Origin of the sequence: Nonomuraea sp. B19D2 (genome assembly GCF_040137845.1) — a bacterium.
GTDB lineage: Bacteria > Actinomycetota > Actinomycetes > Streptosporangiales > Streptosporangiaceae > Nonomuraea.
Genome location: NZ_JBEFAK010000051.1, coordinates 34,449 through 58,134, shown reverse-complemented (window position 1 = coordinate 58,134; position 23,686 = coordinate 34,449). Strand labels below are relative to the sequence as shown.

Annotated in this window: 23 protein-coding genes and 2 pseudogenes; 10 read left to right on the top strand and 15 right to left on the bottom strand. The window is 68.3% G+C overall.

The features are described 5' to 3' along the window. Positions 1 to 152 precede the first annotated feature (152 nt). Positions 153 to 1,805, bottom strand: coding sequence for an ISL3 family transposase (locus ABN273_RS49735; RefSeq protein ID WP_349456665.1), 1,653 nt, complete (start codon positions 1,803 to 1,805; stop codon positions 153 to 155). Here ABN273_RS49735 and ABN273_RS49730 point away from each other — a divergent pair. Next, positions 1,792 to 2,067 carry a hypothetical protein gene (locus ABN273_RS49730; RefSeq protein WP_349456664.1) on the top strand — a complete coding sequence of 92 codons (276 nt, stop codon included), beginning with the start codon at positions 1,792 to 1,794 and terminating at the stop codon, positions 2,065 to 2,067. The genes ABN273_RS49735 and ABN273_RS49730 overlap by 14 nt on opposite strands. A 158-nt stretch (positions 2,068 to 2,225) precedes the next feature. Here the strand turns inward: ABN273_RS49730 and ABN273_RS49725 are convergent, their stop codons facing one another. Both ABN273_RS49725 and ABN273_RS49720 read right to left on the bottom strand, forming a co-directional pair. Next, entirely contained in the window at positions 2,226 to 3,182 is a 957-nt protein-coding gene (locus tag ABN273_RS49725; RefSeq protein WP_349456663.1) for a tyrosine-type recombinase/integrase, read from the bottom strand. 220 nt (positions 3,183 to 3,402) lie between these two features. Next, positions 3,403 to 3,972 carry a TetR/AcrR family transcriptional regulator gene (locus tag ABN273_RS49720; protein WP_349456662.1) on the bottom strand — a complete coding sequence of 190 codons (570 nt, stop codon included), beginning with the start codon at positions 3,970 to 3,972 and terminating at the stop codon, positions 3,403 to 3,405. A gap of 89 nt (positions 3,973 to 4,061) precedes the next feature. Here ABN273_RS49720 and ABN273_RS49715 point away from each other — a divergent pair, with 89 nt between their 5' ends. Continuing rightward, complete coding sequence (locus ABN273_RS49715; protein WP_349456661.1) at positions 4,062 to 5,495, top strand: DHA2 family efflux MFS transporter permease subunit; 1,434 nt, start codon at positions 4,062 to 4,064, stop codon at positions 5,493 to 5,495. Positions 5,496 to 5,574: 79 nt separating this feature from the next. Here ABN273_RS49715 and ABN273_RS49710 read toward each other — a convergent pair whose 3' ends face one another. The 3 genes from ABN273_RS49710 to ABN273_RS49700 all read right to left on the bottom strand — a co-directional run bounded on the left by ABN273_RS49710 (position 5,575) and on the right by ABN273_RS49700 (position 9,273). Next, complete coding sequence (locus tag ABN273_RS49710; RefSeq protein ID WP_349456660.1) at positions 5,575 to 8,214, bottom strand: Tn3 family transposase; 2,640 nt, start codon at positions 8,212 to 8,214, stop codon at positions 5,575 to 5,577. Further along, positions 8,211 to 8,771: a tyrosine-type recombinase/integrase gene (locus ABN273_RS49705; protein ID WP_349456658.1), complete on the bottom strand. Its 561-nt coding sequence runs from the start codon at positions 8,769 to 8,771 to the stop codon at positions 8,211 to 8,213. The genes ABN273_RS49710 and ABN273_RS49705 overlap by 4 nt, the downstream gene beginning before the upstream one ends. Positions 8,772 to 9,105: 334 nt before the next feature. Then, complete coding sequence (locus ABN273_RS49700) at positions 9,106 to 9,273, bottom strand: hypothetical protein (RefSeq protein ID WP_349456657.1); 168 nt, start codon at positions 9,271 to 9,273, stop codon at positions 9,106 to 9,108. Between the two features lie 138 nt (positions 9,274 to 9,411). Here ABN273_RS49700 and ABN273_RS49695 point away from each other — a divergent pair, with 138 nt between their 5' ends. Further along, complete coding sequence (locus tag ABN273_RS49695) at positions 9,412 to 9,966, top strand: DUF3592 domain-containing protein (RefSeq protein WP_349456656.1); 555 nt, start codon at positions 9,412 to 9,414, stop codon at positions 9,964 to 9,966. Positions 9,967 to 10,558: 592 nt separating this feature from the next. Continuing rightward, positions 10,559 to 11,041, top strand: coding sequence for a DUF4158 domain-containing protein (locus ABN273_RS59990; RefSeq protein WP_502911275.1), 483 nt, complete (start codon positions 10,559 to 10,561; stop codon positions 11,039 to 11,041). Here ABN273_RS59990 and ABN273_RS59985 read toward each other — a convergent pair. From ABN273_RS59985 to ABN273_RS49680, 3 genes and pseudogenes are all read right to left on the bottom strand, one after another. Next, positions 11,000 to 11,599, bottom strand: a pseudogene (locus ABN273_RS59985) (TnsB C-terminal domain-containing protein); the annotation flags it as partial. The gene ABN273_RS59990 and the pseudogene ABN273_RS59985 sit on opposite strands and share 42 nt — an antisense overlap. Positions 11,600 to 12,092: 493 nt before the next feature. Beyond that, complete coding sequence (locus ABN273_RS49685) at positions 12,093 to 13,055, bottom strand: hypothetical protein (protein ID WP_349456654.1); 963 nt, start codon at positions 13,053 to 13,055, stop codon at positions 12,093 to 12,095. Then, complete coding sequence (locus ABN273_RS49680; RefSeq protein ID WP_349456653.1) at positions 13,055 to 13,600, bottom strand: RNA polymerase sigma factor; 546 nt, start codon at positions 13,598 to 13,600, stop codon at positions 13,055 to 13,057. The genes ABN273_RS49685 and ABN273_RS49680 overlap by 1 nt, the downstream gene beginning before the upstream one ends. A 577-nt stretch (positions 13,601 to 14,177) precedes the next feature. On the opposite strand from ABN273_RS49680, the pseudogene ABN273_RS49675 reads away from it, so the two are divergent. Continuing rightward, a pseudogene (locus ABN273_RS49675) lies at positions 14,178 to 14,666 on the top strand (tyrosine-type recombinase/integrase); the annotation flags it as partial. Between the two features lie 383 nt (positions 14,667 to 15,049). On the opposite strand, the gene ABN273_RS49670 reads toward ABN273_RS49675, so the two are convergent. From ABN273_RS49670 to ABN273_RS49650, 5 genes are all read right to left on the bottom strand, one after another. Next, positions 15,050 to 15,265, bottom strand: a complete 216-nt coding sequence (locus tag ABN273_RS49670) for a TniB family NTP-binding protein (RefSeq protein WP_502911274.1) — start codon at positions 15,263 to 15,265, stop codon at positions 15,050 to 15,052. A 191-nt stretch (positions 15,266 to 15,456) separates the two neighbouring features. Next, positions 15,457 to 16,578 (bottom strand): transposase, encoded by a 1,122-nt coding sequence (locus ABN273_RS49665; RefSeq protein WP_502911272.1) that lies wholly within the window; start codon positions 16,576 to 16,578, stop codon positions 15,457 to 15,459. Positions 16,579 to 16,845: 267 nt separating this feature from the next. Next, positions 16,846 to 17,907 (bottom strand): tyrosine-type recombinase/integrase, encoded by a 1,062-nt coding sequence (locus tag ABN273_RS49660; protein WP_349456652.1) that lies wholly within the window; start codon positions 17,905 to 17,907, stop codon positions 16,846 to 16,848. 2 nt (positions 17,908 to 17,909) lie between these two features. Further along, positions 17,910 to 18,440: a hypothetical protein gene (locus ABN273_RS49655; protein ID WP_349456651.1), complete on the bottom strand. Its 531-nt coding sequence runs from the start codon at positions 18,438 to 18,440 to the stop codon at positions 17,910 to 17,912. Positions 18,441 to 18,502: 62 nt separating this feature from the next. Further along, positions 18,503 to 19,477 carry a helix-turn-helix transcriptional regulator gene (locus ABN273_RS49650; RefSeq protein WP_349456650.1) on the bottom strand — a complete coding sequence of 325 codons (975 nt, stop codon included), beginning with the start codon at positions 19,475 to 19,477 and terminating at the stop codon, positions 18,503 to 18,505. Between the two features lie 81 nt (positions 19,478 to 19,558). Between ABN273_RS49650 and ABN273_RS49645 the strand changes: the two genes are divergently transcribed. The 5 genes from ABN273_RS49645 to ABN273_RS49625 all read left to right on the top strand — a co-directional run bounded on the left by ABN273_RS49645 (position 19,559) and on the right by ABN273_RS49625 (position 22,692). Continuing rightward, positions 19,559 to 20,293 carry an alpha/beta fold hydrolase gene (locus ABN273_RS49645; RefSeq protein ID WP_349456649.1) on the top strand — a complete coding sequence of 245 codons (735 nt, stop codon included), beginning with the start codon at positions 19,559 to 19,561 and terminating at the stop codon, positions 20,291 to 20,293. Positions 20,294 to 20,314: 21 nt separating this feature from the next. Beyond that, positions 20,315 to 21,421, top strand: a complete 1,107-nt coding sequence (locus ABN273_RS49640; protein ID WP_349456648.1) for a winged helix DNA-binding domain-containing protein — start codon at positions 20,315 to 20,317, stop codon at positions 21,419 to 21,421. A gap of 260 nt (positions 21,422 to 21,681) precedes the next feature. Then, positions 21,682 to 21,891 (top strand): hypothetical protein, encoded by a 210-nt coding sequence (locus ABN273_RS49635; protein WP_349456647.1) that lies wholly within the window; start codon positions 21,682 to 21,684, stop codon positions 21,889 to 21,891. A 38-nt stretch (positions 21,892 to 21,929) separates the two neighbouring features. After that, positions 21,930 to 22,322: a Tn3 family transposase gene (locus ABN273_RS49630; RefSeq protein ID WP_349456683.1), complete on the top strand. Its 393-nt coding sequence runs from the start codon at positions 21,930 to 21,932 to the stop codon at positions 22,320 to 22,322. Between the two features lie 22 nt (positions 22,323 to 22,344). Beyond that, positions 22,345 to 22,692 carry a hypothetical protein gene (locus tag ABN273_RS49625; RefSeq protein WP_349456646.1) on the top strand — a complete coding sequence of 116 codons (348 nt, stop codon included), beginning with the start codon at positions 22,345 to 22,347 and terminating at the stop codon, positions 22,690 to 22,692. Here ABN273_RS49625 and ABN273_RS49620 read toward each other — a convergent pair. Beyond that, the gene (locus tag ABN273_RS49620; RefSeq protein WP_349456645.1) at positions 22,655 to 23,650 is read right to left on the bottom strand and encodes a sigma-70 family RNA polymerase sigma factor; all 996 of its coding nucleotides are present in this window, start codon (positions 23,648 to 23,650) and stop codon (positions 22,655 to 22,657) included. The genes ABN273_RS49625 and ABN273_RS49620 overlap by 38 nt on opposite strands. Positions 23,651 to 23,686: the final 36 nt, after the last annotated feature.

The following is a 23,686-nucleotide window of genomic DNA, read 5'->3' as shown; positions in this document are numbered from 1 at the left end:
GACGGCGGCTTTGGCTTCGGGGTCGTCGCCGGCGATGGGAAGCGCACTGCGATCGGGTGCACCCGCCGGTCGGGCGAGCAGCTCGATGATTTTGTTGGTCTGAACGGGATCTGGCGCAAAGTCCGTGAAGCGGTGACGGTGCGTAATGATCGTTAGGTTGTGAGGAGCACTCGTTTGCGGAGAAGGAGAAAGCCGGCACGGCCGAACATCTGGCGCTTGAGCATCTTGATGCGATTGACGTGGCCTTCCACCGGGCCGGAACTCCAGGGCAGGGTCAGACCTGCGGTGACGGCGTCGAGGTCGCGTTCGAGGCCGCCTGCGAAGGCGTGAAGTGCGGGCAGGTCATCGGCTCTCACCGCAGCGAGCCAGCCGGGAAGGTCTTGGCCTCGGCGTTGGGTGAGCATGATGGCGAAGGTGCGGACGTGCTTGAGAAGTGCGGTCAGTTCCGGACAGCGGTCCAGGACGGTTGCGAGTTGGAGTTGGTGCGCGTCTTCGAGCCGGTCGGGATGGGTGGCGAGCCAGCCGGTGACCTTGCGGACCGAAGGTGCCGGCGGGGCGACAGGGCGGGCCGCGCGCAGGGGGCGTAAGTAGGTGCTGAGCGCGCCGTAGCTGCCGCGGTAGCCGAGCGCGGTGATCTCTTTCAGCAGGCGGGTGGCGTTGCGTTCGCCTGCTTGCCACCGCTGGTGAAGGTAGGGCTTGAAGTCGTCGACGGCGCTGGGCTTGTTGGTCCATTGGCCCCATAACAGTTCCTCGGGTGAGGCGGCGTGCGCGTAGCGGATCACGGTGCGGTCGCCCATCCGGAGCTGGCGGGCGATGGCTCGCAGGCTGTGCCCGGCAGCCTTCAGCTCGTGGATTCGGGCGTGTTTGGCGCGGGTGCGCTCGGCGAATCGTGTCGAGCCCTGGCGGGCGCTGGTTTGCGCTGCTGATGCTCGTTCGGGTTGCTCGGGTCCATCGTCTGGAGGGGCTGATAAGCAGGGGCGATGTCGGGTGACCGACCGTTCGACGGCCTGGACCAGGTTGTGCCACAGGTGCCAGCGATCAGCACACTGGGTGGCCTGGGGCGCGCCTTTGACGGCGCCCTCGGCATAGGCGCTGGCCCGGTCCCGGCAGATCACTTCCACGTCGGAGTGAGGTCGGAGCCAGTCGGCCAGGGTGTCGGCCTGGCGATCGGGCAGCAGGTCGATGGGCCGGCGGGTGGTCATGTCGATCAGGACGGTGCCGTAGCTGCTGCCGCGACGCAGGGCGAAGTCGTCCACGCCCACCGCGGTGAGCTGGCCGATCTCGGGATCCGGGAGGGCATGGATCAGCCGGATCAGGGTGGAGCGGCCGACCGCCAGCCCCAGCACGGACGCCAGCCGAGCTCCGGCGCGTCCGGCCAACGCCAGGGCGATGGCCTCCAGCGCGGCACGCAGCAGCGGCGTGCGGCGGGCGTGCCGCTGGGTCAAATCAGGGATCTGCTCGACGAAGGTACGGACGACGCAGGTGGGGTTGTCACAAAAGAACCGGCGGACCTCCAGCTCGATCAGTATGGGCCGACCTGACACTGGAAGATCGTGAAGACGACGGCGGTAGCGGCTGTGCCGTCTGCCTGCCGAGATGCCACATCGCTGACATATCGCGTGGGCGGTCCCGCTCCGAGCCGTGATCAATAATCTCCCCTGATCGTGCTCGACGGCGTCGACATGCACCTGGCTGAGATGCGGGAACAACAGAAGAACGCAACAGGCTTCCTCGCCTGCCTGGGCATGCTGCACAATGACCTCGCGGCCGCTCGTGATGATCAGTTCCGGGATGAACCGGATCATGACGACGCGGCCGCTCTTCTGTGTATCGAGTTACGAAATCGCGATCAACCTGACCATCGCCTGCCCCAGCGACGCGATCACATATCGTCACCGCTTCACGGACATTGAGCCAGATCCTCTGAACTGGCAGCGCTTGCAGGTGAGCTCTGACAGTGCCCGCTCCGCCGTGATCGTGCGGAAGCGGGCACTGGATGGTCTTCGGGTGCCACCGGAATACGGCGGAAACGGGCCGCGGGACGACATAACCGCAGGTCAGCGTTGAGCCAGCGCTTCGTACGCAGTGGAGCGACCGATCTTGAGCGTGCGGGCGGGCCTCAGTGACCGAGTCGCCGTCGGCGACCACGGGGCTGGACTGGAAGCTGCGGACAGCGGTTATCGCTGAGAATGATCTTGGTCGTGGGGTATTGGTGATCCGTCGGTTCATCGCCCGACGGTTCGGCGTCGTCGGGCTGCGCGGATCTCGGCATCGGCGACCTCGTCGGCGAGCAGGGCGTACAGCTGCGTCGTCTCGGCAGAAGCGTGGCCGAGGCGGCGGCGCACGGCCTCGATGGACACGCCGGCGTTGATGAGTTCGGTGGCGTGGGCGTGGCGCAGCTGGTGGATGTCGATCTCGACACCGGCGGCGGCGCAGTAGCTCTGCCAGCGGTGGTGGGCGGCGTTGTAGGACAGGGACCCGCCGCGGCCGTTGATGGAGGCGCGGAACAGCGGCCCGGCGGTGTAGCCGGCGCGGGCCAGGTAGAGCTTGAGCAGGGCGACGTACCCGCGGTCGTCGAGCAAAACCGTACGTACGCTGCCGCCCTTGCCGTGGATGCGGACGTGTTCGTCGTCCAGGCGCAGGTCGAGGTCCTCCACGTACAGGCCGCAGACTTCGGAGGCGCGGGCGCCGCACACGTAGGCCGTCTCGAACAGCACCCGATCCCGCAGCCGGTCCAGCGGCAGATCCTTGCGCGGCCGCCGCGAGCAGATCACCGCCAACACCTTGGCCACGTCGGCGGCCGCCGCCGGACGCGGCAGGCTCTTGGGCACCTTGACGCTGTCGATGCGGTCCATCGGGTTGGCCTGCAGGAGGTCGTGGCGGACGGCCCATTTGGCGAAGGAGGCGACAGCGGCGCGCTTGCGCTTGCGGCTGGCCGGCGACAGGTCGACGAGCTCGGCCAGGTAGGCGCGGATCGGCGCGGCGGTCAGCTCGGCGATCTCCTCGCCATGGTGGGCGGCGAAGGCGATCAGGTCGCCGCGGTAGGCGCGCCGGGTGTGCGCGGAGGCGCCGGCGTTGGCCAGATCGGTGAGGAAGTCGTCGAGGTGCCGGGCGAGCAGGTGGCCGCGTCCGAGTTGCTCGGCGATGACCGGATCCACCGTGTCGACCTCCCTGATCCGCAAGGTTGCCAGATAACCGGGAAACGAAGCGTGCGTGCCGGACAACAGCCGCCCAGCTCGCGTTACGCCTGTGATCGCTATCTTGCCAGATAACGAAGGTTATCCCGCAACAAAATCGGCATCCTATTCCCGAAACCGACCCCCAGCTACAAGTAGTGATGGGGGCGTAGGTCGCCGACGGCGGTCGACAGGTAGCGGCTGTTCCGCAGCGCGACGGACTGGATCAGGCGAGCAGCCGGTCGACCAACCCGTCGAGGTAGTCAGGGGTGAGCGGGCCCGCGCCGAACAGGACGCGCATGTAGATCGGCGCCAGGAGATGGTCCAGCACCTCCAGTACGTCAGGCGGGTCCTCGCCGCGGCCGCGGGCGCGGTCGAGCATGGCCTGCAACTGTCTGGTGCGGTCGGCCAGGAGCTCGTCGCGCGCCTGAAGGCCCTGCTGACCCTCGCCTGACAGCGCGAGGGTCAGCCGCACCAGCGCCAGACCGTCGGGTCCGGTGACCTCGCGGGCCACGTTGGCGGCGTGGGTCCGCAGGTCGCCGGCCAGGCTGCCGGTGTCAGGCATCGGAGACTGCGCGTTGAGCCGGGTCAGCAGCACATCGCCGAGCAGGGCCTGGAGGTTGCCCCACCGGCGGTAGAGGCTGGTGTCGGCCACACCCGCGAGGGCCGCGATGTCGCCGACTGTGAAGTTTCCGTAGCCGCGCTCCCTGACCAACTCGGTAACGGCCTGGTGCACTGCCGCGCGGACCCGGGCGCTGCGCCCGCCGGGCCGCCTGGCCCGCCCCTGCTCATCCATACCCCCACCTTAACGCAGTTGAGACTTGCGTTAGAGCCTCTGAGGGTCTACGTTAACGCAGTCACAAACTGCTTTTAGGAAGGATGCGTGTGAAAGCGTTGCTGACCCTGACCTGCGCAGGTCAGTTCATGGTGCTGCTCGACAACACGATCGTCGGCGCCGCCCTGCCCGATATGCAGCAGCGGCTCCACACCGGGCTGACCGGCCTGCAGTGGATCGTCGACGCCTACGTGCTGCTGGTGGCCATGCTGCTGCTGTCGGGCGGCGTCTTCGCCGACCGGTTCGGCCGCAGGCGGGTGTTCCTGGCCGGGGTGGTGGTGTTCACGGCCGCGTCGGTGGTGTGTTCGCTCGCGCCCTCGATCGGCTGGCTGATCGCCGGGCGGGTGCTGCAGGGCGTCGGGGCCGCGGCGCTGAGCCCCGCCTCGCTGGCGCTGCTCGCCGCCGCGTATCCCGCCCCGAGGGAGCACGTCAGAGCGATCGGGTTGTGGGCCGGGTTCAGCGGCATCGGCCTGGCCGCCGGACCGCTGGCGGGCGGGATCTTGGTGGAGGCCTTCGGCTGGCCCGCCATCTTCCTGGTCAACGTGCCCATCGGGGCGGTCCTGCTGCTGGCCGGGCTGCGTGTGCTGGGGGAGTCCCGCAACCCGAGCGCGCCGCCGATCGACGTCCCCGGCACGGTCCTGTCCGTCGTGGGCGTGGGCGCTGTGACCTACGGCCTGATCGAGGGCGGTTCCCGAGGCTGGACCTCGCCGGTGATCCTGGGCAGCTTCGCCGCCGGACTGGTGTTCCTGGCCGCGTTCGTCGTGGTCGAGGGTCGTGTGTCGATGCCGATGCTGCCGCTGCGGCTGTTTCGTCAGCGGCTGTTCACGGTGTCCAACACGGCGATGGTCGTGGTCGGGTTCGCGCTGATGGGGTCGTCGTTCTTCTTCTCCCAGTTCTTCGTCTACGTCCAGGGCACTTCGATCCTGGTCGCCGGGCTGCGGACCCTGCCCACCTCGCTGGCCATGGTGATCGTCAGCCCGTACGCGGGCCGGTTCGCGGCCAGGTACGGCTTCCGCGTCGTCGTCAGCATCGGCCTGGCGCTGGCCGGGCTGGGGCTGCTGGCGCTGGGCTTCGTCCACGCCGATACCGGCTACGGGAACGTGTGGTGGCGGCTGGCGGTCGTCGGCATCGGGTTCGCTCTCACCATGTCGCCGCTGACCGGGGCCGCCATCCAGGCGGTCAGCCCGCAGGAGGGCGGCCTCGCCTCGGGCGTCAGCAGCACCACCCGGCAGATCGGCGCGGTGCTCGGCGTGGCGGTGCTCGGGGCGATCGTCCACACCCGGGAGACTGGCGGCGCCTCCTTCGAATCCGGCCTCAACAGCGCCTTCCTCGCGGCAGGTGCCGTGACGCTGGCCTGCGCCGTATTCACCGGCCTGTGGCTGACCACGGCCCGGACGCCGCGGGGCGTCCGGGCCGAACGGTCAGGAGGTCAAGCAGTCAGTGAGCCGCCGCTGACAGCTCCTCCCAGTCGGCCCACGTCTTGAGCCGCTCGGCGTAGGCCTGCTGGGACATCCGCAGCCCTTCGGTGCCGAAGAACACCCGCAGCGGCGAGCGAGCCGCCGGTTATGGGGCGAAGAGGACTTGGGACTCGAGGTCGAGTCGGGTGGCGGGGTTGGCGGCCGGCGGGGTCAGGTTGAGGATCCAGTTGCCGAACCGGCGGATGACGTGGGTGATGTAGGGCGAGATGGTGGCCAGGTCATCGAGGTCGACGGGGTGGCCGTCGGCGGCGATGGCGTTGGCCGCGTCCGTGATGTCCTGAGCGGTCGAGTAAATGACGCAGTTGGCCAGCAGTTCGTTGAACTTGATGATCTTCTCTTGGTAGTCGGGGTCGTTGTGGCCGATGAGTTTGCCGCCGAACATCAGCCAGTCGGCGAAGTTGTGGAAGGACTCGTTGCGGTTGGTGACCTGGGTGATCTGCTCGCGAAGGTCTGGGTCCGACAAATACCGCAAGAGCGTGATCGTCCTGACCGCCCGGCCGAGCTCGCGGAAGGCTCGGTAGAGCCGGTTCTTGCGGGAGTGGTTGCCCAGGCGGCGCAGCAAAGTTACTGAGGACAGCCGGTTCTCGCGGATCGAGATCGCGGTGCGGAGCAGGTCCGTCCAGTGGGTCTCGATGAGAGCCCAATCGATCGCCTCGTCGCCGAACAGCGAGTCGATGTGCTGGTACCGGGTGCCCGGGGTGGGCCGATAGAAGATCAGGTCGTGCCAGTTGCGGATACGGGGCAGCAGGTCGAACCCCATGAGCGCGGCGAGACCGAAGACCGGCAGCGACTGGCCCTGAGTGTCCGCATGGATGGTGTCGGGCTGGATCTCCGAGGCGTTCTTCAACAGCCCTTCGATGATGTAGACCGCCTCCCACACGCCACATGGGATGAAATGGGAGAAAAGCGCCACATAGGTATTGGAGATGTGTCTGTAGGCCAGACCTCCATATCCTCCATACCGAATGTGGCTCTCCGCAAGGAGATTGTTCTCCCACGTCTCGATCTGGGAGCCGTCGGCGGCCACGGTCTTGCCATCGCCCCAAACCGAGGCGATGTCGAGCTTGTTGAACTCGTTGATGACATCAGTCGAAGCTTTGGAGATCTTGTCGCTGGTGGAGTGCTTGTTCGCGGTCATGGCGATCTCGGCGGCGCTGACCTTGCCGCGCATGTGCGCGGCAACCTGGGCCGGGCCGAGCAGCGTACCGTAAGTGAACACCATCAGCACGTACCGGCCGAGCGCTTCCTTGATCTTCGGATCAGAGCCTGAGGCCGGGCCGAGGTGCCGGGTCCAGCCTGTCTGGTAGGCGGTGCGGGTGAGAATGTCGAGCAGGTCCCGCTGCGGGAGCCGTTCGTGCACAGCCTCCTCCAACTTGAGCGCTTCCTTGCTCCGCTCGACGCCCTTGCGCCGCTTGAGCACCGGCCGTCCGCCCTCAAGGGTCAGGTCCGTGTTGGCCGGGTACCCGGCGTCGACCCCGGCCGCCGTGTCGGCCAGGAGCTGCCTGTAGTGGCGAGTCAACTCGCGCGGGTCGGTCGGCAGGCCGGCCTCGGCGCAGAACCCCTCCACCAGCGGCTCGCACTCCTCCCAACTCATCAGCTGATCGTGCAGGTTGGCATAAGAGTCCGACCCGGCCACCGCGATGTCCCCCGACTTCAGCTCCGAAGCCAGATAGGAGAACACGCACACCTCCAGGTGACGGCGCACCAGCATGCCCGGCCGGTCCGGATCCTTGAGGATCTTCCGCCACATCCCCGAAGCGAACGCGTCCACATCCACCACCAACTCCACCGAGACCGGGGCGCCGTCCGCGCCCGTGCGCTTCACGCTGATCCGGTCGGGGACGAACGTCGCCCGCGCGTTGCGCTGGGCTTGCAGGTACTCCACCGCGTCCAGCACACTGCGCTCGGCGTTGGTCGACTCCAGGTCGATCGAGTCAACCAGGGTGAACAGCGCCGAGCGGTGGGACCGGTAGTGCTGGTCGAGCAGCGGCAGGTAGTTGTTGCCGTGATAGGCCGACACCGCCTCGTACGCGGCCGCCAAAACGTCCAGGCCGCCGGCCTCCTCCAGCGCCTTCAACACCAGCCGACCCGCCCGCTCGGCCACATCCCCGGATCCGGAGCCCGCGCTCGCAGCAGGATCGGTACTCGCGCCGTCCGGCAGCGGGCCGACCGCGCCGGGCTCCGCGGGTGTGACGGCCTCGCGGACGCCGTCCAGAACATCGCCGAACACGCCCAGCAGGCGTTCGGACTCGGCCCGGTGCGCCTCCCGCAGAGCTTCCAGCTGGTCGCGGCCCTTCTTGTGGATCGTCGCGATCCGCTTGCAGAACATCGTCACCACGTCGTCCCGCACCCCGGTCCGCACCATGTGCAACAGACTCACGATCAACGTGAGGCGCTTGTCCTCATCCAGCACCTTCCGCAGGTCCGCAACGTCGAAGCGTGTGCTGGTGGTGAGATCGCCGGTGTCGACGGTGTCCCAGCCCAGCTGGTCGAGCAAGGTGGTGACGGCGGCTTTGGCTTCGGGGTCGTCGCCGGCGATGGGAAGCGCACTGCGATCGGGTGCACCCGCCGGTCGGGCGAGCAGCTCGATGTGGCGGGCGAAGATGCTGCTGAAGACCTTCACTACCCGTGTCTTCGGCAGATGCCTTTGCAGCAGGAGGGCTGGAGGGTTTTCGGCGTCCACCTGCGCAGCAACCTCAATGTCGCGCCCAGGATCGAAGTTCATCGCATCGAGCAGGATGGCGTCCTCGAAGGCTGACGCAGGAAGCTCGCGATAGCGCCAGAACGGTATCGCCACGAGCACCCCGTCAGCAGCGCCCGCCGCCTGCGCCACCGTACCGGCGCGCGCAAGCTCGCCGAGCTCCGCGTCGCAAGCTGGGCGAGCTGCGCGATCCTCCAGGCGTGGATCTGCTCCATGCCCCTGGCCAGCTTGTCAGCGAGGTCTCTGCCAGACAGATGAATGTACTTCATCGTGGACTCGGTGGACCGGTGGCCGGCGAAGGAGGCGATGGTGTGCAGTTCCCAGCCCATCCGGGCCAGGTCGGTCAGGCAGAGATGCCGAGTCGTGTGCGTCGCGAAGCGGGGCAGGTCAGCGGCCAGGCCCAGACGTCTCACGATCTTCGACCAGCTCCACAACGTCAACGGCTGGCCGTGGTTGCGACGCGATTCCGGCAGGAACAACGGGCCGCGGGCCCGGCTGATGGTCGCCCGGTGCCGCAGGTAACCGGCCAGCAGCGCACCGGTCGAGGCCGAATACGGTACGACGCGCTCGTACCGGGGCATGACGAGCATCCGAACGAAAAGTCCCGTTAGCAGAGCTGGGTTGAGCGGCTTATCGTGACTTTCCGTTCGAATGCGCCCCACAAGAGCGTTTTCGCAGGTCACGATCTGCAGGTGGGCCGGTGGGCTGTGACGTGCCACCTGGGCGGAGCGGACCGACGCGGCACACGGCGACCTCGCCAGCCTGGACTGTGGACGGGGGGCTTACGATCTGGACCGAGCTGCTACGCCTGACCCGCAGCCTGGCCATCCGCTTCGCCACGCTCGATGTGCAGCCCATAACCAGCAGTCAGGGGCAAATCCGTCCGTCCGGCGCCCTGCACAAGACCGAACGCGGTCAGCTGACCGGCTGGATGACGCTGACCATGCGATCGAGCAGGCCGAAGAGATCCTGCGCCGTCCCTGCGGTGTACACGGCAAGCCGTGCCGCGTCCGCCTCGAGCACGGGCTCCTCACTCGCCTGCGTGCCGCGCCGCGCCTTCGTCTCGGTCGTGTCCTTGTGCATGCCGGTGCCTGCTGGCCAGGCCGGCGTCGGGCCCGAGGTCGCGTCCGATGATTCTGCATCGACCCCAATCCCAAATTCGGGTGGAACTCTGGCTAATCACCGCCCGTTCCTCAAAAGGCGACACATCAGCGGGGGACAGTGAAGCAGCGTCAACGACGGCTCAAGCAGCAGCAGCGGCGTCACCACCAGCTCACCACCAAGGGGCCATCGCCACGGCCCTTCAAGCTCCGCGACCTGCGTGCACTGTTCCAAGCGCTGGCACTCGCCGTGTGCGCGCTTGCCATGGTCGGGGTCACCATCTTCTCGTTCTATGAGATGCGGCAGACCCGACAGGCCCTCGCGCGCGGAGTGCGGACCACGGCGACCGTCGTTGAGTCTCAGCATTACCGGAAATTTCCAGATCATGTGGTCGTGGAGTTCACGACGAGCCGCGGAGAAGAGGTCAGTGCCGCTCTGTCGGATTCGGTCGATGCGCGCGATAGCCCCGCTGGCAGCTCACTGGATGTCTTATATGACCCGGAGCGGCCCGATTACGTCATCAACGCGAAGATCACCGACATCAGCCACTACTACTTCATCATCCCCTTCGGGATCGCGATGACGATCGGGTTCGCGTGGGGAGGACTGCACTTCTGGCGCCGCCATCAGAGCCAGGCGCGGTTGCCGTCATCGACGGCCGTACACAAACCGTGATGAGCCGCAGGTGCTCACCATGCCGCCGATGGTGCTGTTTGCGGGCACCCGCCTGGCGTCGTAAGTTGCAGGCGGATTCGGGTTCCGGCGGCATATCCGCCAGGCAACCAACCCCGCTTGGTCGGGCGCCCCGCGGTGGAGGGCGGAGGGCAGACCGTCCGTTCCTGGTGACCGTCACCGGACCCGCAAGCGGCGCCCTGGAGCAGGTCGGCGCCTACGCGGTGGCGCTGAGGTCGGCCGGGATGAGGGTCGATCCGGACTCCGGCGACGACCAGATCCCCTGCAGGTTTGGCTGGTGGCATGAACACGTCGGTCACGCCGCGGCGGGGCGCTCAGCGGGGACTGCGCCGCTGGCCGGGGTCGGCTTCGGCGGTGACACGGGCGGCGTAGGCGCGGTGCGCTTTGCGCTCGGCCGGTCCGGCGCTGTCAGCAAGGGCGGCGCTCTGCTCCAGCGCGGCCCGGTGGAGCGCAAGCGGAGCCGTGAGGCGGACCGAATAGGGGTGCCGTTAACGGACGTGTCACCAACCGCCAAATGCGGGCGGCCCCTTAACTGACCTGCTGTAATGCCCTGCCGCTGGGCGGATCCATAAATATGGAGCGTCCGCCGTTAGACATGGATGAACTGGTCGACCACTGGACGGTGCTCAGCGACGAGGCTGACCTGGTCAACGCCAAGCACGAGAACACCCGGCTGCCGTTCGCGTTGCTGCTGAAGTACTACACCACCCAGCACGGGCGTTTCCCTCGTGGCCGGAGCGACTTCCCTGACGAGGTGGTCGACTACGTCGCGCGCCAGACCAAGACGTCGCCCGGCAGCGTGGGCCTGTATGAGTGGTCGGGCCGGACGATCGAGCGACACCGCCGCGAGATCCGCGATCATCTCGGTTTTCGGGAGTGCTCGGTCGCCGACGCTGACAAGCTGATCGACTGGCTGGCGGTCAACGTCGCGCACGCCGAGCGGCAGTCGGACCGGGTTCGCGAGGAGCTGCTCAAGCAGTGCCGGGCTGACGTGCCAGTCCGGTTCGACTTTGCGCCAGATCGCGTGCCGGAAGGCCAGCGCGGTGGTCAACGCTGAGGGTGCTTCCAGGTTGACGGCGTATCCGTCGATCGCGCGGGAGTGGTCGTCCTCGATGGCGGTCAGCCACGGCCGGGCCGGTCGGCCTTTGTCGTCGAGCACCCAGATGTCCAGCTCGGTGTGGTCGGCCTGCCAGATCTCGTTCGGAGCCTTGGCTTCGCGCCGGTACACCAGGTCGTAGGTCTCCCGGTACTTCTTGGTGCCCTCAAGACCGAGAGTGACCAGCGCGGGGTCCAGGTCGGCGACGATACGGGCCACGGTTCGGTAGGCGGGCGACGGCCAGCCGTGCGCCTTGGCGATGCTTTCGGCCTGCCGGTGAATGGTGGCCGCGCTGGGGCGAGGCTTGCGCAGGGCCAGCCCTTCGATGAACGCCACGAGCTCGTCGGGGAACCGACGCAGCCCCTTGTCGCGGCGGCCCGGCCGCGACAGGGCGTCCAGACCACCTTGCCGGTAGTCGGCCAGCCACCGCTGCAGCGTTCGATAGGAGACGCCGCCCTCGCCCTGGGCAGCGGCCAGCTGCGCCAGCGGCACTTCCTCGTGCAGGTGCGGCGCAAGCATCTCGTACCGGCTCTTGGCCAGGGCGCGCCCGGCCAAGCCGCCGGACACGCGGCCGGAGCTCCCGCTGCCCGGTCTGGCCTGTGCGTGTTGTTCGCTCGCGGTGCTCACCCCGTTATCGTCCGTCCCCACGATGACCGCCCACCACACTCGCGGGCGCCACGGTTGCGACTACCTTCACATAGCGGGACCCGCTCAGTCCGCCGCTGCAACGGGTTGCTGATCAGCCCAGTCCTGGTCGCGCTACCAGGCACACGTCGAGGTGTTCAGCGGTCCCCCCAGCTTGAACCCGACTCCGGTTGTCGCAGCTGTGGTCGACGGGGACGTTCTGCCCCGCCGCCACATCCGCATCCGTCGGGTGCCGCGGTGATGTCGTGGCGCTTGCTCACGGCCTCGAGTTCCGGCGCGATTTCATGCCGAGCCTGGTCGAGGGCGGGGAGCCGGCTGTAGCCCTGTGTGTCAGCCGGCCCATGTGTCATGGCTACCGGGGCAGGACTTATTCCTTGATGACGTTGTCGCGTGGACCAGCGTAGACAGGGTTCCTGTCGAAGCGCTTGTCGGTGACGAGCAGGCGGATCAGTTCCGGGTTGCGGATGGACTCCTGCGCCTCCCAGACGATCCAGTTGTCGCCGACGGGTTTGGTTTGCGTGCGAAGCTCGCCGAAGCCGCCCGGGTTGTCCGGCGCGACCGCCATGATCAGGTACTCGACCTTCAAACCGCGCCTCTTGAGCTCGGGCAGGACCTCGCCGACGGTCTTCTCATCCACCCGGAAGCCGGCGAGTGAGCGGCCCTTCGTGGTTGCCAGCCGGTAGTCGGACTTGACCCCCGCCTTCGGCTCGTGTGACGTGTCGGGCACGAGAACGCAAGGGGCGACCGGGCCGCTCATAAGGATCGTGCTGGTGCTGTGGTCGCTGATCGTCCAGACGAACGTCTGGCCGGGCTTGAAGAGCTTGGTGTCGATCCGCATCTGCCAGCCCTGGCTGTGTTCCTCCCCGGGGATGTTTTCCGGCACGGAGTACAGGCCGCGGGGAATGTCCTGCACCAAGGTTCCGCGCGGTTCCTGGCACCACTTGCCCGGGGGTGCGTAGTCGACGGTGGCCGGGACGTTGAGTTCCTTCAACCGCTTCGCCAGCCCCGCCTTGTCGCGGAAATCCCGGATCTGGACGTACACGACACCGTCGGGTTCCTCGGTGACCGCGTAGGAGGGGGTGCCGCTCTCCTTCAGCAGGCTCGGCCCCACCACGATGCCCACGGCGAGCAGCCCCGCGCCCGCCAGCCCCAAGGCCAGCCGCCGGGCAGGGCGCCGACGGGGGCGGACGCTGGACGGGTCGCGCTGCTCGGCGGCGATTGAGGCGAGCAGCTTCCGCGCCCCCACATCAGAGGCGCGCCCTCCCGGCTTGCCCGGTTCCACTCGGGCCAGCGCACGCGTGATCTCGTCGATGTTGTCGATGTTCTTCATCACAGATGTCCCTCCGCGGGGACCAACCGGCCTTCCGATGTGAAGTGCACGTCCGCCTCGGCGAGCGCGCGGGCGAAGCGCCTGCGGGCGCGGTGGAGTCTGATGCGTACGGCGTTGCGCGACATACCGAGCACGGTGGCGATCTGCTGTCGGTCCAGTCCCTCCCAGGCGACCAGGGACAACAGCTCCCGATCGGTGTCCGGTAGGGCCCGGAAGATCTGCGCGATCGCCGTCAGCTCGACCCCGCTGTCGGGCGCGGCCTGGTAGAGGTCGGCCATTTCGGCGTCGAGCTCCACGCTGAGGGCCTGGCGGCGCGCCTCGACCCGATAGTGGTTGGCCAGCACCTTGCGTGCCACGCCATACAGCCACAGGGTGGCCTGCTCTCCATCCGGCACTTCGCCCATCCGCCGCCAGGCGATGGCAAAGGTTTCCGCCACGACGTCCGCCGCATCCTGCGGCGAGTGGCAGCGGCGGGCCGCGTATGCCGTGATCTGGCCATACGTCTCCTGGTACATGGACTCGAACCTGGCCAGCTCACTACCCACGGGCTGGTCCCGCGTCCGGTCTCCTCGGCATCCCCATGGCCGCCTCCTTCATAGCTTTGATTTGCGGACATCTGTGCCTATGTAGAGAGTCGGGCCATCATTTCGTTCCAGGGCGGAGAAAATTGCGCGGCTATCCCGCCGCAGCGAATAGGGGCCGTACCTCGGATGGTCCCGTCGGCGCCCCCTGCCGGGAGGTCGGTTCACTTCAGGAAATGGCCCTTCCGTGAAGTAATGTGGCTGCGTGCTGTCCTCCACCCACAGCTCGGCGTCCCTGCCGACCGGGCAGGATCACGCCGAAATCACTTCACGAAAGGTGGTCAGGCTTCCCGAACGCCTCGATCCGGCCGACGACAGTCTCCCAGTCTGGACGGAGCGCTACCTCGATCTCGCCGTGCGCGGAGTCCGCTCAGTTGAGGTCACCGCCAAGATCTCCCGGCATCTGAAGCGCTTCGGCGCCTGGATCACGGGCGGCCTGGGACATGACCGGCTCTCGGCCGTCACCTCGCGCGAGATCATCGCCTGGCGCGACCATCTGGCCGCCGCCGGCAACCGCGGCCGCGACAACACGCCCGCGCCGATGGCGCCGGCGACCGTCAACAACCACCTCGCGCACCTGTCAGCGCTGTTCACCTGGATCACCGCGCACGCCCCCGAAGGGCTGCTGCGCCACGGCGACCCGACTAAGAAAGTCGCCCCGCTACCACTGCCCGCCCCGCAGCCGCGAGCGCTGGCCGCCGCCCAGGTTCGCACCGTCAAGAACGTCGTGGACCGGATCGAGACCTTCCACAAGCTCAAGGGCCGCCGTCACCGCGGCGCCCGCCCGCGCACCCATGCCCACGCCCGCCCGCTGCGCGACCGGGCCATCATCTACCTGCTGTTCGGCACCGGACTGCGCCGCGCGGAGTTGGTCGGCCTGAACCTGGACCAACTGGAGCCGGCCGACCCCGAGCGGCTACGCCAGGTTAAGAAGGCCCGCCTGACCGGCGTGCGCGGCAAGGGCCGCACCAGCCGCACCGTGTTCCTGGGCCGCGACGCCCGCCAGGCGCTGGCCGACTGCCTCGACCAGGAGCGGCCCGGCGACGCCGCCGCCAGCACCGGCCCGGTCGCGCTGCTGCTGTCGGCCGCCTCTCGGCCCGCTCCATCAACACCATCGTCGGCGAGATCGGCCGCCTGCACGACGCCCAGATGCCCGACCCCGACCGCAAGCTCGGCACCCTGCGCCCGCACGACGCCCGGCACACCTTCGCCTACGGTCTGTCGCAGGCCTCCGGCCACAACCGCGCCGAACTCGAACGCCGCCTCGGCCACGCCAACGACCGCTACCTGCGCCTCTACACCAACCCACCCGACGACATCGCCGCCGACTACGTCGAAGACCTATGACCGCCAGACCTGGACACCCCAACACGACGAAAGCGTGGCAGGAATAGCGACGCTAACTGTGGCACGTCACACCACCAGGACCGGGATCTCCTCCCGCTCGGGGTGCGACAGCGGCAGATGGGATCGCCGGAACTTCTCGACGATCATCGACTTGCCGTTGTTCGTCGGACCGATCAGCAGCAGATTCGGCATCCGCTGCCGATCCGGCCAGGTCAGCAGGTTCTCCAGCTTGGCGAGCGCCTGCTCGGCGCGGGTATAGCCGATCCACCGATCCGCCCGCACATACCGCAGCCGTTCAGACGTCGGCAGCCGCGCCGCCCGTCGCGCGGCCTCGGTCAGATGCGACAGCTCCTCCGGCACACCCACCTCAACGGTCACCACTGCTCGATCACCTCAAACGGCTTGGCCACCGGCCCCGCGGCCATATCCCCGCCCACGATCGGGGGTGGCGGCACGACCGCGGCCCGCCGGGGCTACGGCGTGGCGGACCTGCGCTCCAAAGAGCGGCGGGCCTTGCGAGTCTTGACCGCGGCGTCCTCGGTGATCTGCCGCATCTGCTCCACCATCGCGAACAGCGAGTTCTCATCGACCTGCTCGCGGCCCAGCTCCCGGATGCGGGCCACGGCCGCGCGCTGCTCCCACAGGCTGATCGGCGGCCGCGACATCGTCCGGTACGGCACCTCCAGGTAGGAGGTGCCGTCGGGATCCAGCGCCCAGATCCGGGAGATGTCGCGCGGGTCGCGCCGCAGCACGAACTTCCCCCACTCACCACGGTGAGCGATCCACGGCTTGAGCCCGTCACAGAAGTACTGGACATGATCGAGGGTGAAACCCGCGCGGGTCAGCGTCCGCCGCTCCACCGGCAGGAAGTCGACCAGGAACGCCGTCTCATTGGCCACCGTCGCGGGACGGCCTGCCTCGGCGACGCCCTGCTCCCACCTGCCAGCCGGCGTCTGCTTCAGCGTGCCGTGCACCTGGCCGTGGTAGACCCCCACCGCCAGCGCCAGCCACTTGTTCAGCTCAGCCAAGGTCAGGACCGCGGCCGCCTGGCTGTCGTGCCGGCCACGCTCGGCGGGGCTGGAGAACGTGGTGCCCGGCAGCTCGTGCACCATCTCCATCATCGTGCCGATCAGCCGCTCCACGATCCCGCCGAACTGCGGCTGCCCCAGCGGCCGCCAGCTCTGCTTGATCCCATGCTGTTCACACCCCCGCTGCAGCGCCTCGCTCTTGAACTCCTGGGCGTTATCCACGAAGATCTCGCGCGGCTTGCCCGACATCGGCCACGCCATGCGCGCACCGAGCCGCTCCAACCACGGCCGCTTGTCCGTCGCCATGTGCGCCAAACACGGCCCCACCGACAACGCCGACGGCGCCTCCAACGTCACCACCAGCCCGCACACACACCGCGACGCCACATCGATCGCCACCGTGACATACGGCCGGCCGATCGGCCGCCGGTGCCGCTCGTCCACCAGCTCCAGATCAACCACCGTGTGGTCGATCTGCACCTGCTCCAGCAACCCCTCGATCACCGGCGGCTCCCCACCCGCCGACGACAGCACCCCCGCCGCGTCCACGCCCTGTCGCGCCGTCACCGATGCGGCCCTCAGAGTGTCGAGGAACGGAAACGTACGCTAAGCCGGTTCGCCCAGCTCGGCGATGGTGTGCGTGATCATCTTCCGGGAAAGGACTGGCGTACGTTTTCGTTCCATCGCACCAGCAAGTAGGGCCTTGGCTCCCCAACAGATGAGAGCTGCGGCGTTGTAAACGTTGTGGCTATTGGGACGTCCATTCAGGGCCTCCTGGGCACGTGCGTGAACGGTGGTTTGCCGGGCAGACGGACCGCCCCGTTTCCGCATGATTCACGCCCGCCTGCGGTTGCCCCGCCGGAGAGGGTCGCGCGCGGCAACGTGGGCGGCAACGGCGTCGACGCCGGGCTTGGCATAGCGCTCCAGGGAGCGGACCGAGGCGTGCCGGGATCGGGCCAGCAGGGTGGGAGTGTTGGTGCCGTCCTCGGCCTCGTGGGTCAGCGCCGAGTGGCGCAGCTGGTGCAGCGTCCACCCGCCGCATGCCTCGAGCTCGACCGGGTCAGTGATGCCAGGGTTGGCCAGCGGTCGGGTGAGCGTTTCGAACAGCTCGGCGGCGCGCCGGTACGACAGCCGGACCCGCCCGGTCACCGGGCAGACATCGTCGCTTGGGGTGCGTGCGGGCGCGCGGCGGTCGGTGAGGAAGACGGGGCCGCGGGCGCGCCCCTTCAGCAGCCGGGGCAACAACTGGGCGGTGCCGGACTGCCAGTGCACCCATTCGATGGTGCCGCCCTTGGAGGTGACGCGGCCGCGCTTGTCGGCCAGGAGTAGGTCCTCGATGTCGAGGCAGAGGATTTCCTCGGCCCGCGCGCAGGTCTCATACAGGGCCTTCCAGAGCGTCCGTTCGCGTAACGGAGCTTTGAGGTCGAACAGGTCGGTGATCTGGTCGCGCGACAGTGCCCGGGTCCGGTCCGGCGGCGCAGGCCGCCGCTCGATGCCGATGATCGGGTTGCCGGCCAGCCAGCCGCGATCACGCCACCAGGCGACGGCGGCCTTCATGACCGACAGCTCGCGGTTGACGGTGTCGGCGTCGACCAGCCGGGCCCGCTGTGCGAAGGCCTCGGCGAGCACGTCAGCGGCCGGCGTCGTGCCGTCCGTCTCGCCAAGCGCGGCGAACGCCACGACGGGCGGGACGGCACCGCGCCGGGCGCGGCCAAGAGGCGGCTGCTGTCCGGCGGCCAGCCACGCCCAGGTGAGTAGCGAGATGCGGTAAATCCGCTTGGAGGAGGCGGCGATCCCGGCCGAGCGGAGATAGGCATCGACGGCGTCGGCGTAGGTGGCCGGGCGATCGGCGTGCAACGGGATGACGGCGCCGGGCGTCGGGCTGGTCTGGCTCATGGTCACACCTGCGGGAGGGCGCCGTCGGGTTGGCTGCACCAGCGCTGCACGCGCCAAGTCTCCTCGCCGCAGCCGTTGGCGGCAGCGTTGCGGATAGCCCAGGTGTCGGCCGCGTCGACTGCCTCGGAGGCGCCGAGCAGAACCCGGGCGGGCTCGTTCTCCCATGGGTCGGCCAGCAGGTCGACGCCCGCCCGGCGGGCGATGTCCTCGGCAGCGCGCAGATGCAACAATGCCGCCTTGACATGCCGGGCGAGCTGCCGGGCCTGGACCCTCGTCATGACGGCCGCGGCCGGGACCTGCTCGTCGGCGAGTCGGCGCAGTTCGTGCCCGGCATCCTCGCCGCCCAGCCGAAGGCCGATCGCGGCGATCAGCGTTTTGCCGAGGTCGCCGGTGGCCATCGCCTTCAGCCCGGCGGCCGCGCGGTCGCGGCCGGAGGTGACGCAGGCATCGACGTACTGTCTCGGCGTCGGGTCGTCCATGACGATCAGCTTTCTGTTTGCCGCAGTAAATGCGTACACCTCGACCATGATCACCGGTACGGGTGATCCAGCTCAGGATGACACGGCTCGGGCGGCTGCCGCAGTAAATCCGGTATTTACCGCGGCAGGGTTCCCGGCTGTCGTTCGGCGGCGGCAGCGAGTTGATCCGCCAGGTCCTTGAGGGCTTGGCGGAGCTCGTCAGGGCTGTGGATAGTGAAGGGCCACTGGAGTGAGGCGAGCAGGTGTGCCATGCCGTCAAGGCGTTCCGCCCGTGCTTGCATCAGCACGCCGATGGGTTGGGCGGTGAGCGTGACAGCCGTGTGCGGAAGCCTTCGGGCGATCTCGTCAAGAGGGCCGTGGATCGTCACTTCGACCTGCCAGCGGTATAGCCCCTGAGCGAGGGTCGAAGTGAGGTGGGCGACCGGGTCGAAGCCATCAGGGGTGGCGAAGGTCCGTGGCCGGGGGGTGATGGAGGCGATCCGGTCGATACGGAAGGTCCGCAGGTCGTCGCGGAGGTGGTCGTGGCCGACGAGATACCAACGGCCGGTGTGGAAGACCACGCCATAGGGGTCGATGTCGCGCTCGGTCTGGTCCTGCCGCCAGGACAGGTAGGCGATGCCGACGGTCGTCTTGGCACGCGAGGCCTGGGCCAGGGCCAGCAGGACACCGCTTCCGGGTGCCTGCGCGCTCACAGCATTAGCGGTGAAGTGCAGAGTCTCCTGCATGGCGGCGAGCGGTTCTCGCAGAGCCTGCGGAAGTACTCTCTCGATCTTGGCCCGGGCGCCCGCGCCGGCCAGCACCCTCGTACCCATCCCGAGCCGTTCGGCCGCAAGGAGTCCAAGAACGACGGCGAGGGCCTCGTCATTGGTGAGCACCAGGGGCGGCATCCGGTAGCCACGGGCCAGCCGGTAGCCGCCATGGCGACCGCGCTCGGCCTGCACAGGGATGCCCAGGTCGCGCAGGTGGGCGACGTACCGACGGACCGTACGCACATCGGTGTCCAGCCGGACGGCCAGCTCACTCCCGGCGAGTCCGGCGTTCGACTGGAGCAGTTCCAGCAGGGTCAGCACACGGGTCAGGGGATGTGACACGGATCACTCGACATTTCAGGGCTGATTCTGTCCTGTATGCACTCTACGCTCCCCGCAGCACCTCGATTTCAGGGAGATCACATGACCACCTTCGTACTCGTTCCCGGCGCCTGGCTCGGCTCATGGGCCTGGCAACACGCCGTCGACGCGCTGCAGGAGCACGGCCACACGACGCTGACGCTGACATTGACCGGCCTGGCCGAGCGCGCGGAGGAGGGCGGGCCCCAGACGAACCTGGACACACACATCGTGGACATCACCGACTTCGTCGAGAAGAACGATCTGCACGACGTCACCCTGGTCGCCCACAGCTACGCGGCCGCCCCCGTCACCGGGGCAGCCGGGCGACTCGGCGACCGTCTGGAGCGCGTGGTCTATGTGGACAGCGCCCCGTTCGCTGCGGGCATGCGCATGCTCGACCTCATGCCACCGGAGGCAGCGGACCAGTTGAGCCAGCAGGTCGCGGCCCATGGCGACGGCTGTCGGCTCCCGATGCCTCCGTTTGAGATCCTGGGCCTGTCCAACAGCCTCGACGGCCTCGACGAGGATCAGCGGAGCGTGCTGAGCGCACGTGCCACCCCTCAACCCTTCGGCACCTACACCCAGCGACTGGCCGGTCCGGTCGAGCCCGGCCCCGGTGTGGACCGTGTCCTGGTCGCCTGCCGCGACTTCCAGGGCCTGCTGGACGGCGGGGTGGCGATGCTGGCCTTTCTCAACCACGCGCCGTGGCGGCGCTTCGACCTGTCCACCGGACACTGGCCGATGCTGTCGGCGCCCGCCGATCTCGCCAACATCCTGCACACGGCCGTCTCCTGACCGAGATTGATCGCCAAGCCCATGCTTGACCACGAGATCGTCCGCGGGCTGCGGGCCCGCGCGCAGGCTCTGGCCGACGGAGTGCGGGAAGCCTCCGCCGCGGCGGTCGTCGGCCGAGTCTTCGCGATCCAGTCCCAGGACGCCGTAGCCGCCGACCTGGGCATCCGAGTGCGAGGGCGGGACATCACGGGCTCCGGCATCCGCGCGGCATACGAGGACGAGCGAAGCATCGTGCGCGGCTGGTTCATGCGGGGCACCCTGCACACCATCCCCAGCTCGGATGCCCGCTGGGTGCTGCGGCTGCTCGCTCCCCGTATCCTCGCCGCAACCGTCCGCCGCTACCACCAACTCAGCCTGGACGACGACCTGCGCCAGCGATGCGACCGTCTCATCCGGCGTGCCCTCGCCACCCACGGACCGCTCACCCGGCCCGAACTGACGGAGCACCTGGCCACTGCCGGAGTTCAGCCGGACGGGCAGGTGCCCTTCCATCTGATCCGCCACGCGGCACTCACCGGAGTCCTCTGCCACGGTCCTCGCCGCGGCGATAAGGCCACGTATGTCCTGCTCGACGACTGGCTGCCGGCTGGCGCTGGGGACTCACCGTGGCAGGAGGACGCGGCCATCGCCGAGCTCGCCCGCCGCTACGTTCGCGCCCATGCGCCCGTAGGGATGGACGACTTCGCCACTTGGTCGGGTCTGCCGGTCACCCTGGCCCGCAGGGCCTGGAAGACGCTGGCGCAAACCGGCTCGATTACCAAGTACGGCGCGCTGAGCGTGCCGACCGAGCTGGAGGAACTGCGGGACAGCCCCGGCATCCTTGATGTGCGGATGCTCCCTGCCTACGACAACTACCTCATCGGCTCCCGCAGCCGAGAATTATCCGTTCCCGCCGCTCACCAAGGCCGGGTCTGGCCGGGCGGCGGCGTCATCCGTCCCACGGTTGTCGCCGATGGCCTGGCGATCGGAACGTGGGCCCGTCAAGATGCCGGCCGTGTTGTCCAGATGGACGCGTTCGAACCCTTGTCGTCGCAGGTCCAGGCGCTGGTCAATACGGAAGCGTCAGCAGTCACCGCTTTCTGCGGCCACTCGCCGGCACGCCAGGGGCCTCCCGATAGGCGCACATAACGCAAGAACTGTGCATACCCAGCTCAAGCGGGCGTGTAGTGGGGAACATGAGCTCACCAGCCCGCCCCGCTCCGCGGCTGCCGGGCTTGGCCATAAAGCGTCGGGAAGTTCCGGCCATTCACCTGCGGAACTTACAGCCTTCGGCCGGCGCGGAGAAGGAGATGGAGTAGCGGCCCAGGACGTTGAGGTGGGCGTGGCCGAGCGGGGACAGCCGGGCGGCGTCCTCGTCCTTGTCGCTGCGAGTCTGGCCTGCTCCGGGCGTGCTCGCGATCGACTTCGATGTCGACCTTCGTGAACTGCAAGGTCAAGAAGGGGTCGACACACTCTGCGACTTCCTCCGGACGATCGGGAGCGAACTCGGCAAGCCGGTGCTGATGACCCCGGAAGGCGGAAGCCAAGAACACCCGGTCCTCGGCTTCGATCCCGTTGTCAGCAAGGTCGTCCTGCTCGGAGATCCGGCACCCTACTGACCAGACTGATCGACGCGGCTTGACAAAACAGATTCCACATAATCGCCCGCTACTTACGCGATCGCGACCTGCAACGGGAGATCGAGGAAGGGCTGAACGTGGTCGAGGCGTGGAATCGCGCCAACGCGGTGCTGTGCTACGGCCGCGGTGGCGAGATCTCGACCAACCGGCGCGATGAGGTGGAGATGACCGCGCTGTGCCTTCGCATCTTGCAGGCCTCGCTCGTCTACGTGATTGTCCTGATGCTTCAAGACGTCCTGGCCGAACCCGAGTGGGCCGTCCTGCTCACGCCGGTCGACCGGCGCGGCCTGACCCCGCTGTTCTGGCTACACGTTCGCCCCTACGGCGAGGTACGCCTCGACCTGAACGCCCGCCTGAGCATCGGCGATCTCGCCTTGCTGGGCGGCGGGGGTAGACCGAACGGCCAGTAGCGTTAAGGAGCCCGCGGGGCTCGTGTTTTATTTGTGGTTCGAGAACGACGTGCGCAACCGAGGCCGGCCGCTCCCTCATTCCCACCCCTGGTCGTTCACCGCCTTCCCCCTGGCGAACGGTGACGAGGAACACAGGTACCATCGTTCGGCCGACGGGACGATCGACCTGGAAGTCCTCGACCACCAGATCGGCGGCGGCAATCACCTGCCCCGCGAGACCCACCACGAGGTCACCGCCCTGCACGGCGTCCCCGGCACGCTGACGGCGCTGATGGCCGAAACGGCGGCGGACGGCCTGTACGCGGTCGGCTCCGGCTGTACCCGTTGGCGGGTCAGTGCGCGAGCACGTCCGGGAAGCCGAACGTCGTGACCAGCGCGGGATCGTGGAACTTGATCACGCGTGAGACGCCGGTGGCGGTGGGGGCCAGCACCACGGCGCCGTCGGCTCGGAGCGCGCCGTCCGAGTCCCGGTGGTACACGACGGCGGCGGGTTGGCCGTTGGCGGTGGTCGCGATCATCCGCCAGTCGCCCGGTGTGCCCAGCACGTACGCGTCGAGCATGTGGATGCACATCGCCCGGCCCGACTGCCAGTCGCGGAATGGCGTCGCCTCCAGCGTGGCGTCCGTGCGCAGCACCTGTTCCAGCAGGCCGACGTCGGAGCGCTCGAAGGCCGCGATGTAGCCGTCGAGCAGCGCGCGTGCCCGTTGGTCGGTCGGCTCGAGCAGTTCCGCGGGCTCGGGCTCCAGTTCGTCGAGCCGGGCGCGGGCGCGCTGCAGACCGCTCTTGACCGCCGCTGTGGTGGTGTCGAGGATCTCTGCGGTCTCGGCCGCCGAGAATGCCAGCACCTCGCGCAGGATGAGGATCGCACGTTGGCGGGCGGGCAGGTGCTGGAGGCTGGCGATGAGCGCCAGCCGCAGCGACTCGCGTTCGACCACCACCGCGGCCGGATCGTCGGCGGGCGGGGCGATCCATGCGTCCGGCAGCGGTTCCAGCCACGAGACCTCGCCCGGCGCGACGGGACTCGGCGGGCGATCGGGTCCGTCGTACGGGCCTGCCAGACCCGAGGGCAGCACCCGGATCGGGCGCGGCTTCAACGCCGTCAGGCAGACGTTGGTGGCGATCTTGTAGAGCCAGGACCGAATCGACGCCCGGCCCTCGAATCCGGAGTAGGACCGCCACGCCCGCAGATACGTCTCCTGAACCAAGTCCTCGGCGTCGTGCGCCGAGCCGACCATGCGGTAGCAGTGCGCCAACAGCTCCCGGCGGAACCGCTCAGTCTCGGCGGTGAACCGGTCTTGATTTGGTGCCGCCCGCAGATGCGATGTCACGCCGAGAGCCTAGTACTGCAACACGCCTGGGCGTGT

Coding starts and splice junctions, on each gene's coding strand:
- ABN273_RS49730 (WP_349456664.1), top strand. CDS start 1,792: ATGAACCGGATCATGACGACGCGGCCGCTCTTCTGTGTATCGAGTTAC.
- ABN273_RS49735 (WP_349456665.1), bottom strand. CDS start 1,805: ATGATCCGGTTCATCCCGGAACTGATCATCACGAGCGGCCGCGAGGTC.
- ABN273_RS49720 (WP_349456662.1), bottom strand. CDS start 3,972: ATGGATGAGCAGGGGCGGGCCAGGCGGCCCGGCGGGCGCAGCGCCCGG.
- ABN273_RS49710 (WP_349456660.1), bottom strand. CDS start 8,214: ATGAACTTCGATCCTGGGCGCGACATTGAGGTTGCTGCGCAGGTGGAC.
- ABN273_RS49705 (WP_349456658.1), bottom strand. CDS start 8,771: ATGCCCCGGTACGAGCGCGTCGTACCGTATTCGGCCTCGACCGGTGCG.
- ABN273_RS49700 (WP_349456657.1), bottom strand. CDS start 9,273: ATGCACAAGGACACGACCGAGACGAAGGCGCGGCGCGGCACGCAGGCG.
- ABN273_RS59990 (WP_502911275.1), top strand. CDS start 10,559: ATGGAGCGTCCGCCGTTAGACATGGATGAACTGGTCGACCACTGGACG.
- ABN273_RS49685 (WP_349456654.1), bottom strand. CDS start 13,055: ATGAAGAACATCGACAACATCGACGAGATCACGCGTGCGCTGGCCCGA.
- ABN273_RS49660 (WP_349456652.1), bottom strand. CDS start 17,907: ATGAGCCAGACCAGCCCGACGCCCGGCGCCGTCATCCCGTTGCACGCC.
- ABN273_RS49645 (WP_349456649.1), top strand. CDS start 19,559: ATGACCACCTTCGTACTCGTTCCCGGCGCCTGGCTCGGCTCATGGGCC.
- ABN273_RS49640 (WP_349456648.1), top strand. CDS start 20,315: ATGCTTGACCACGAGATCGTCCGCGGGCTGCGGGCCCGCGCGCAGGCT.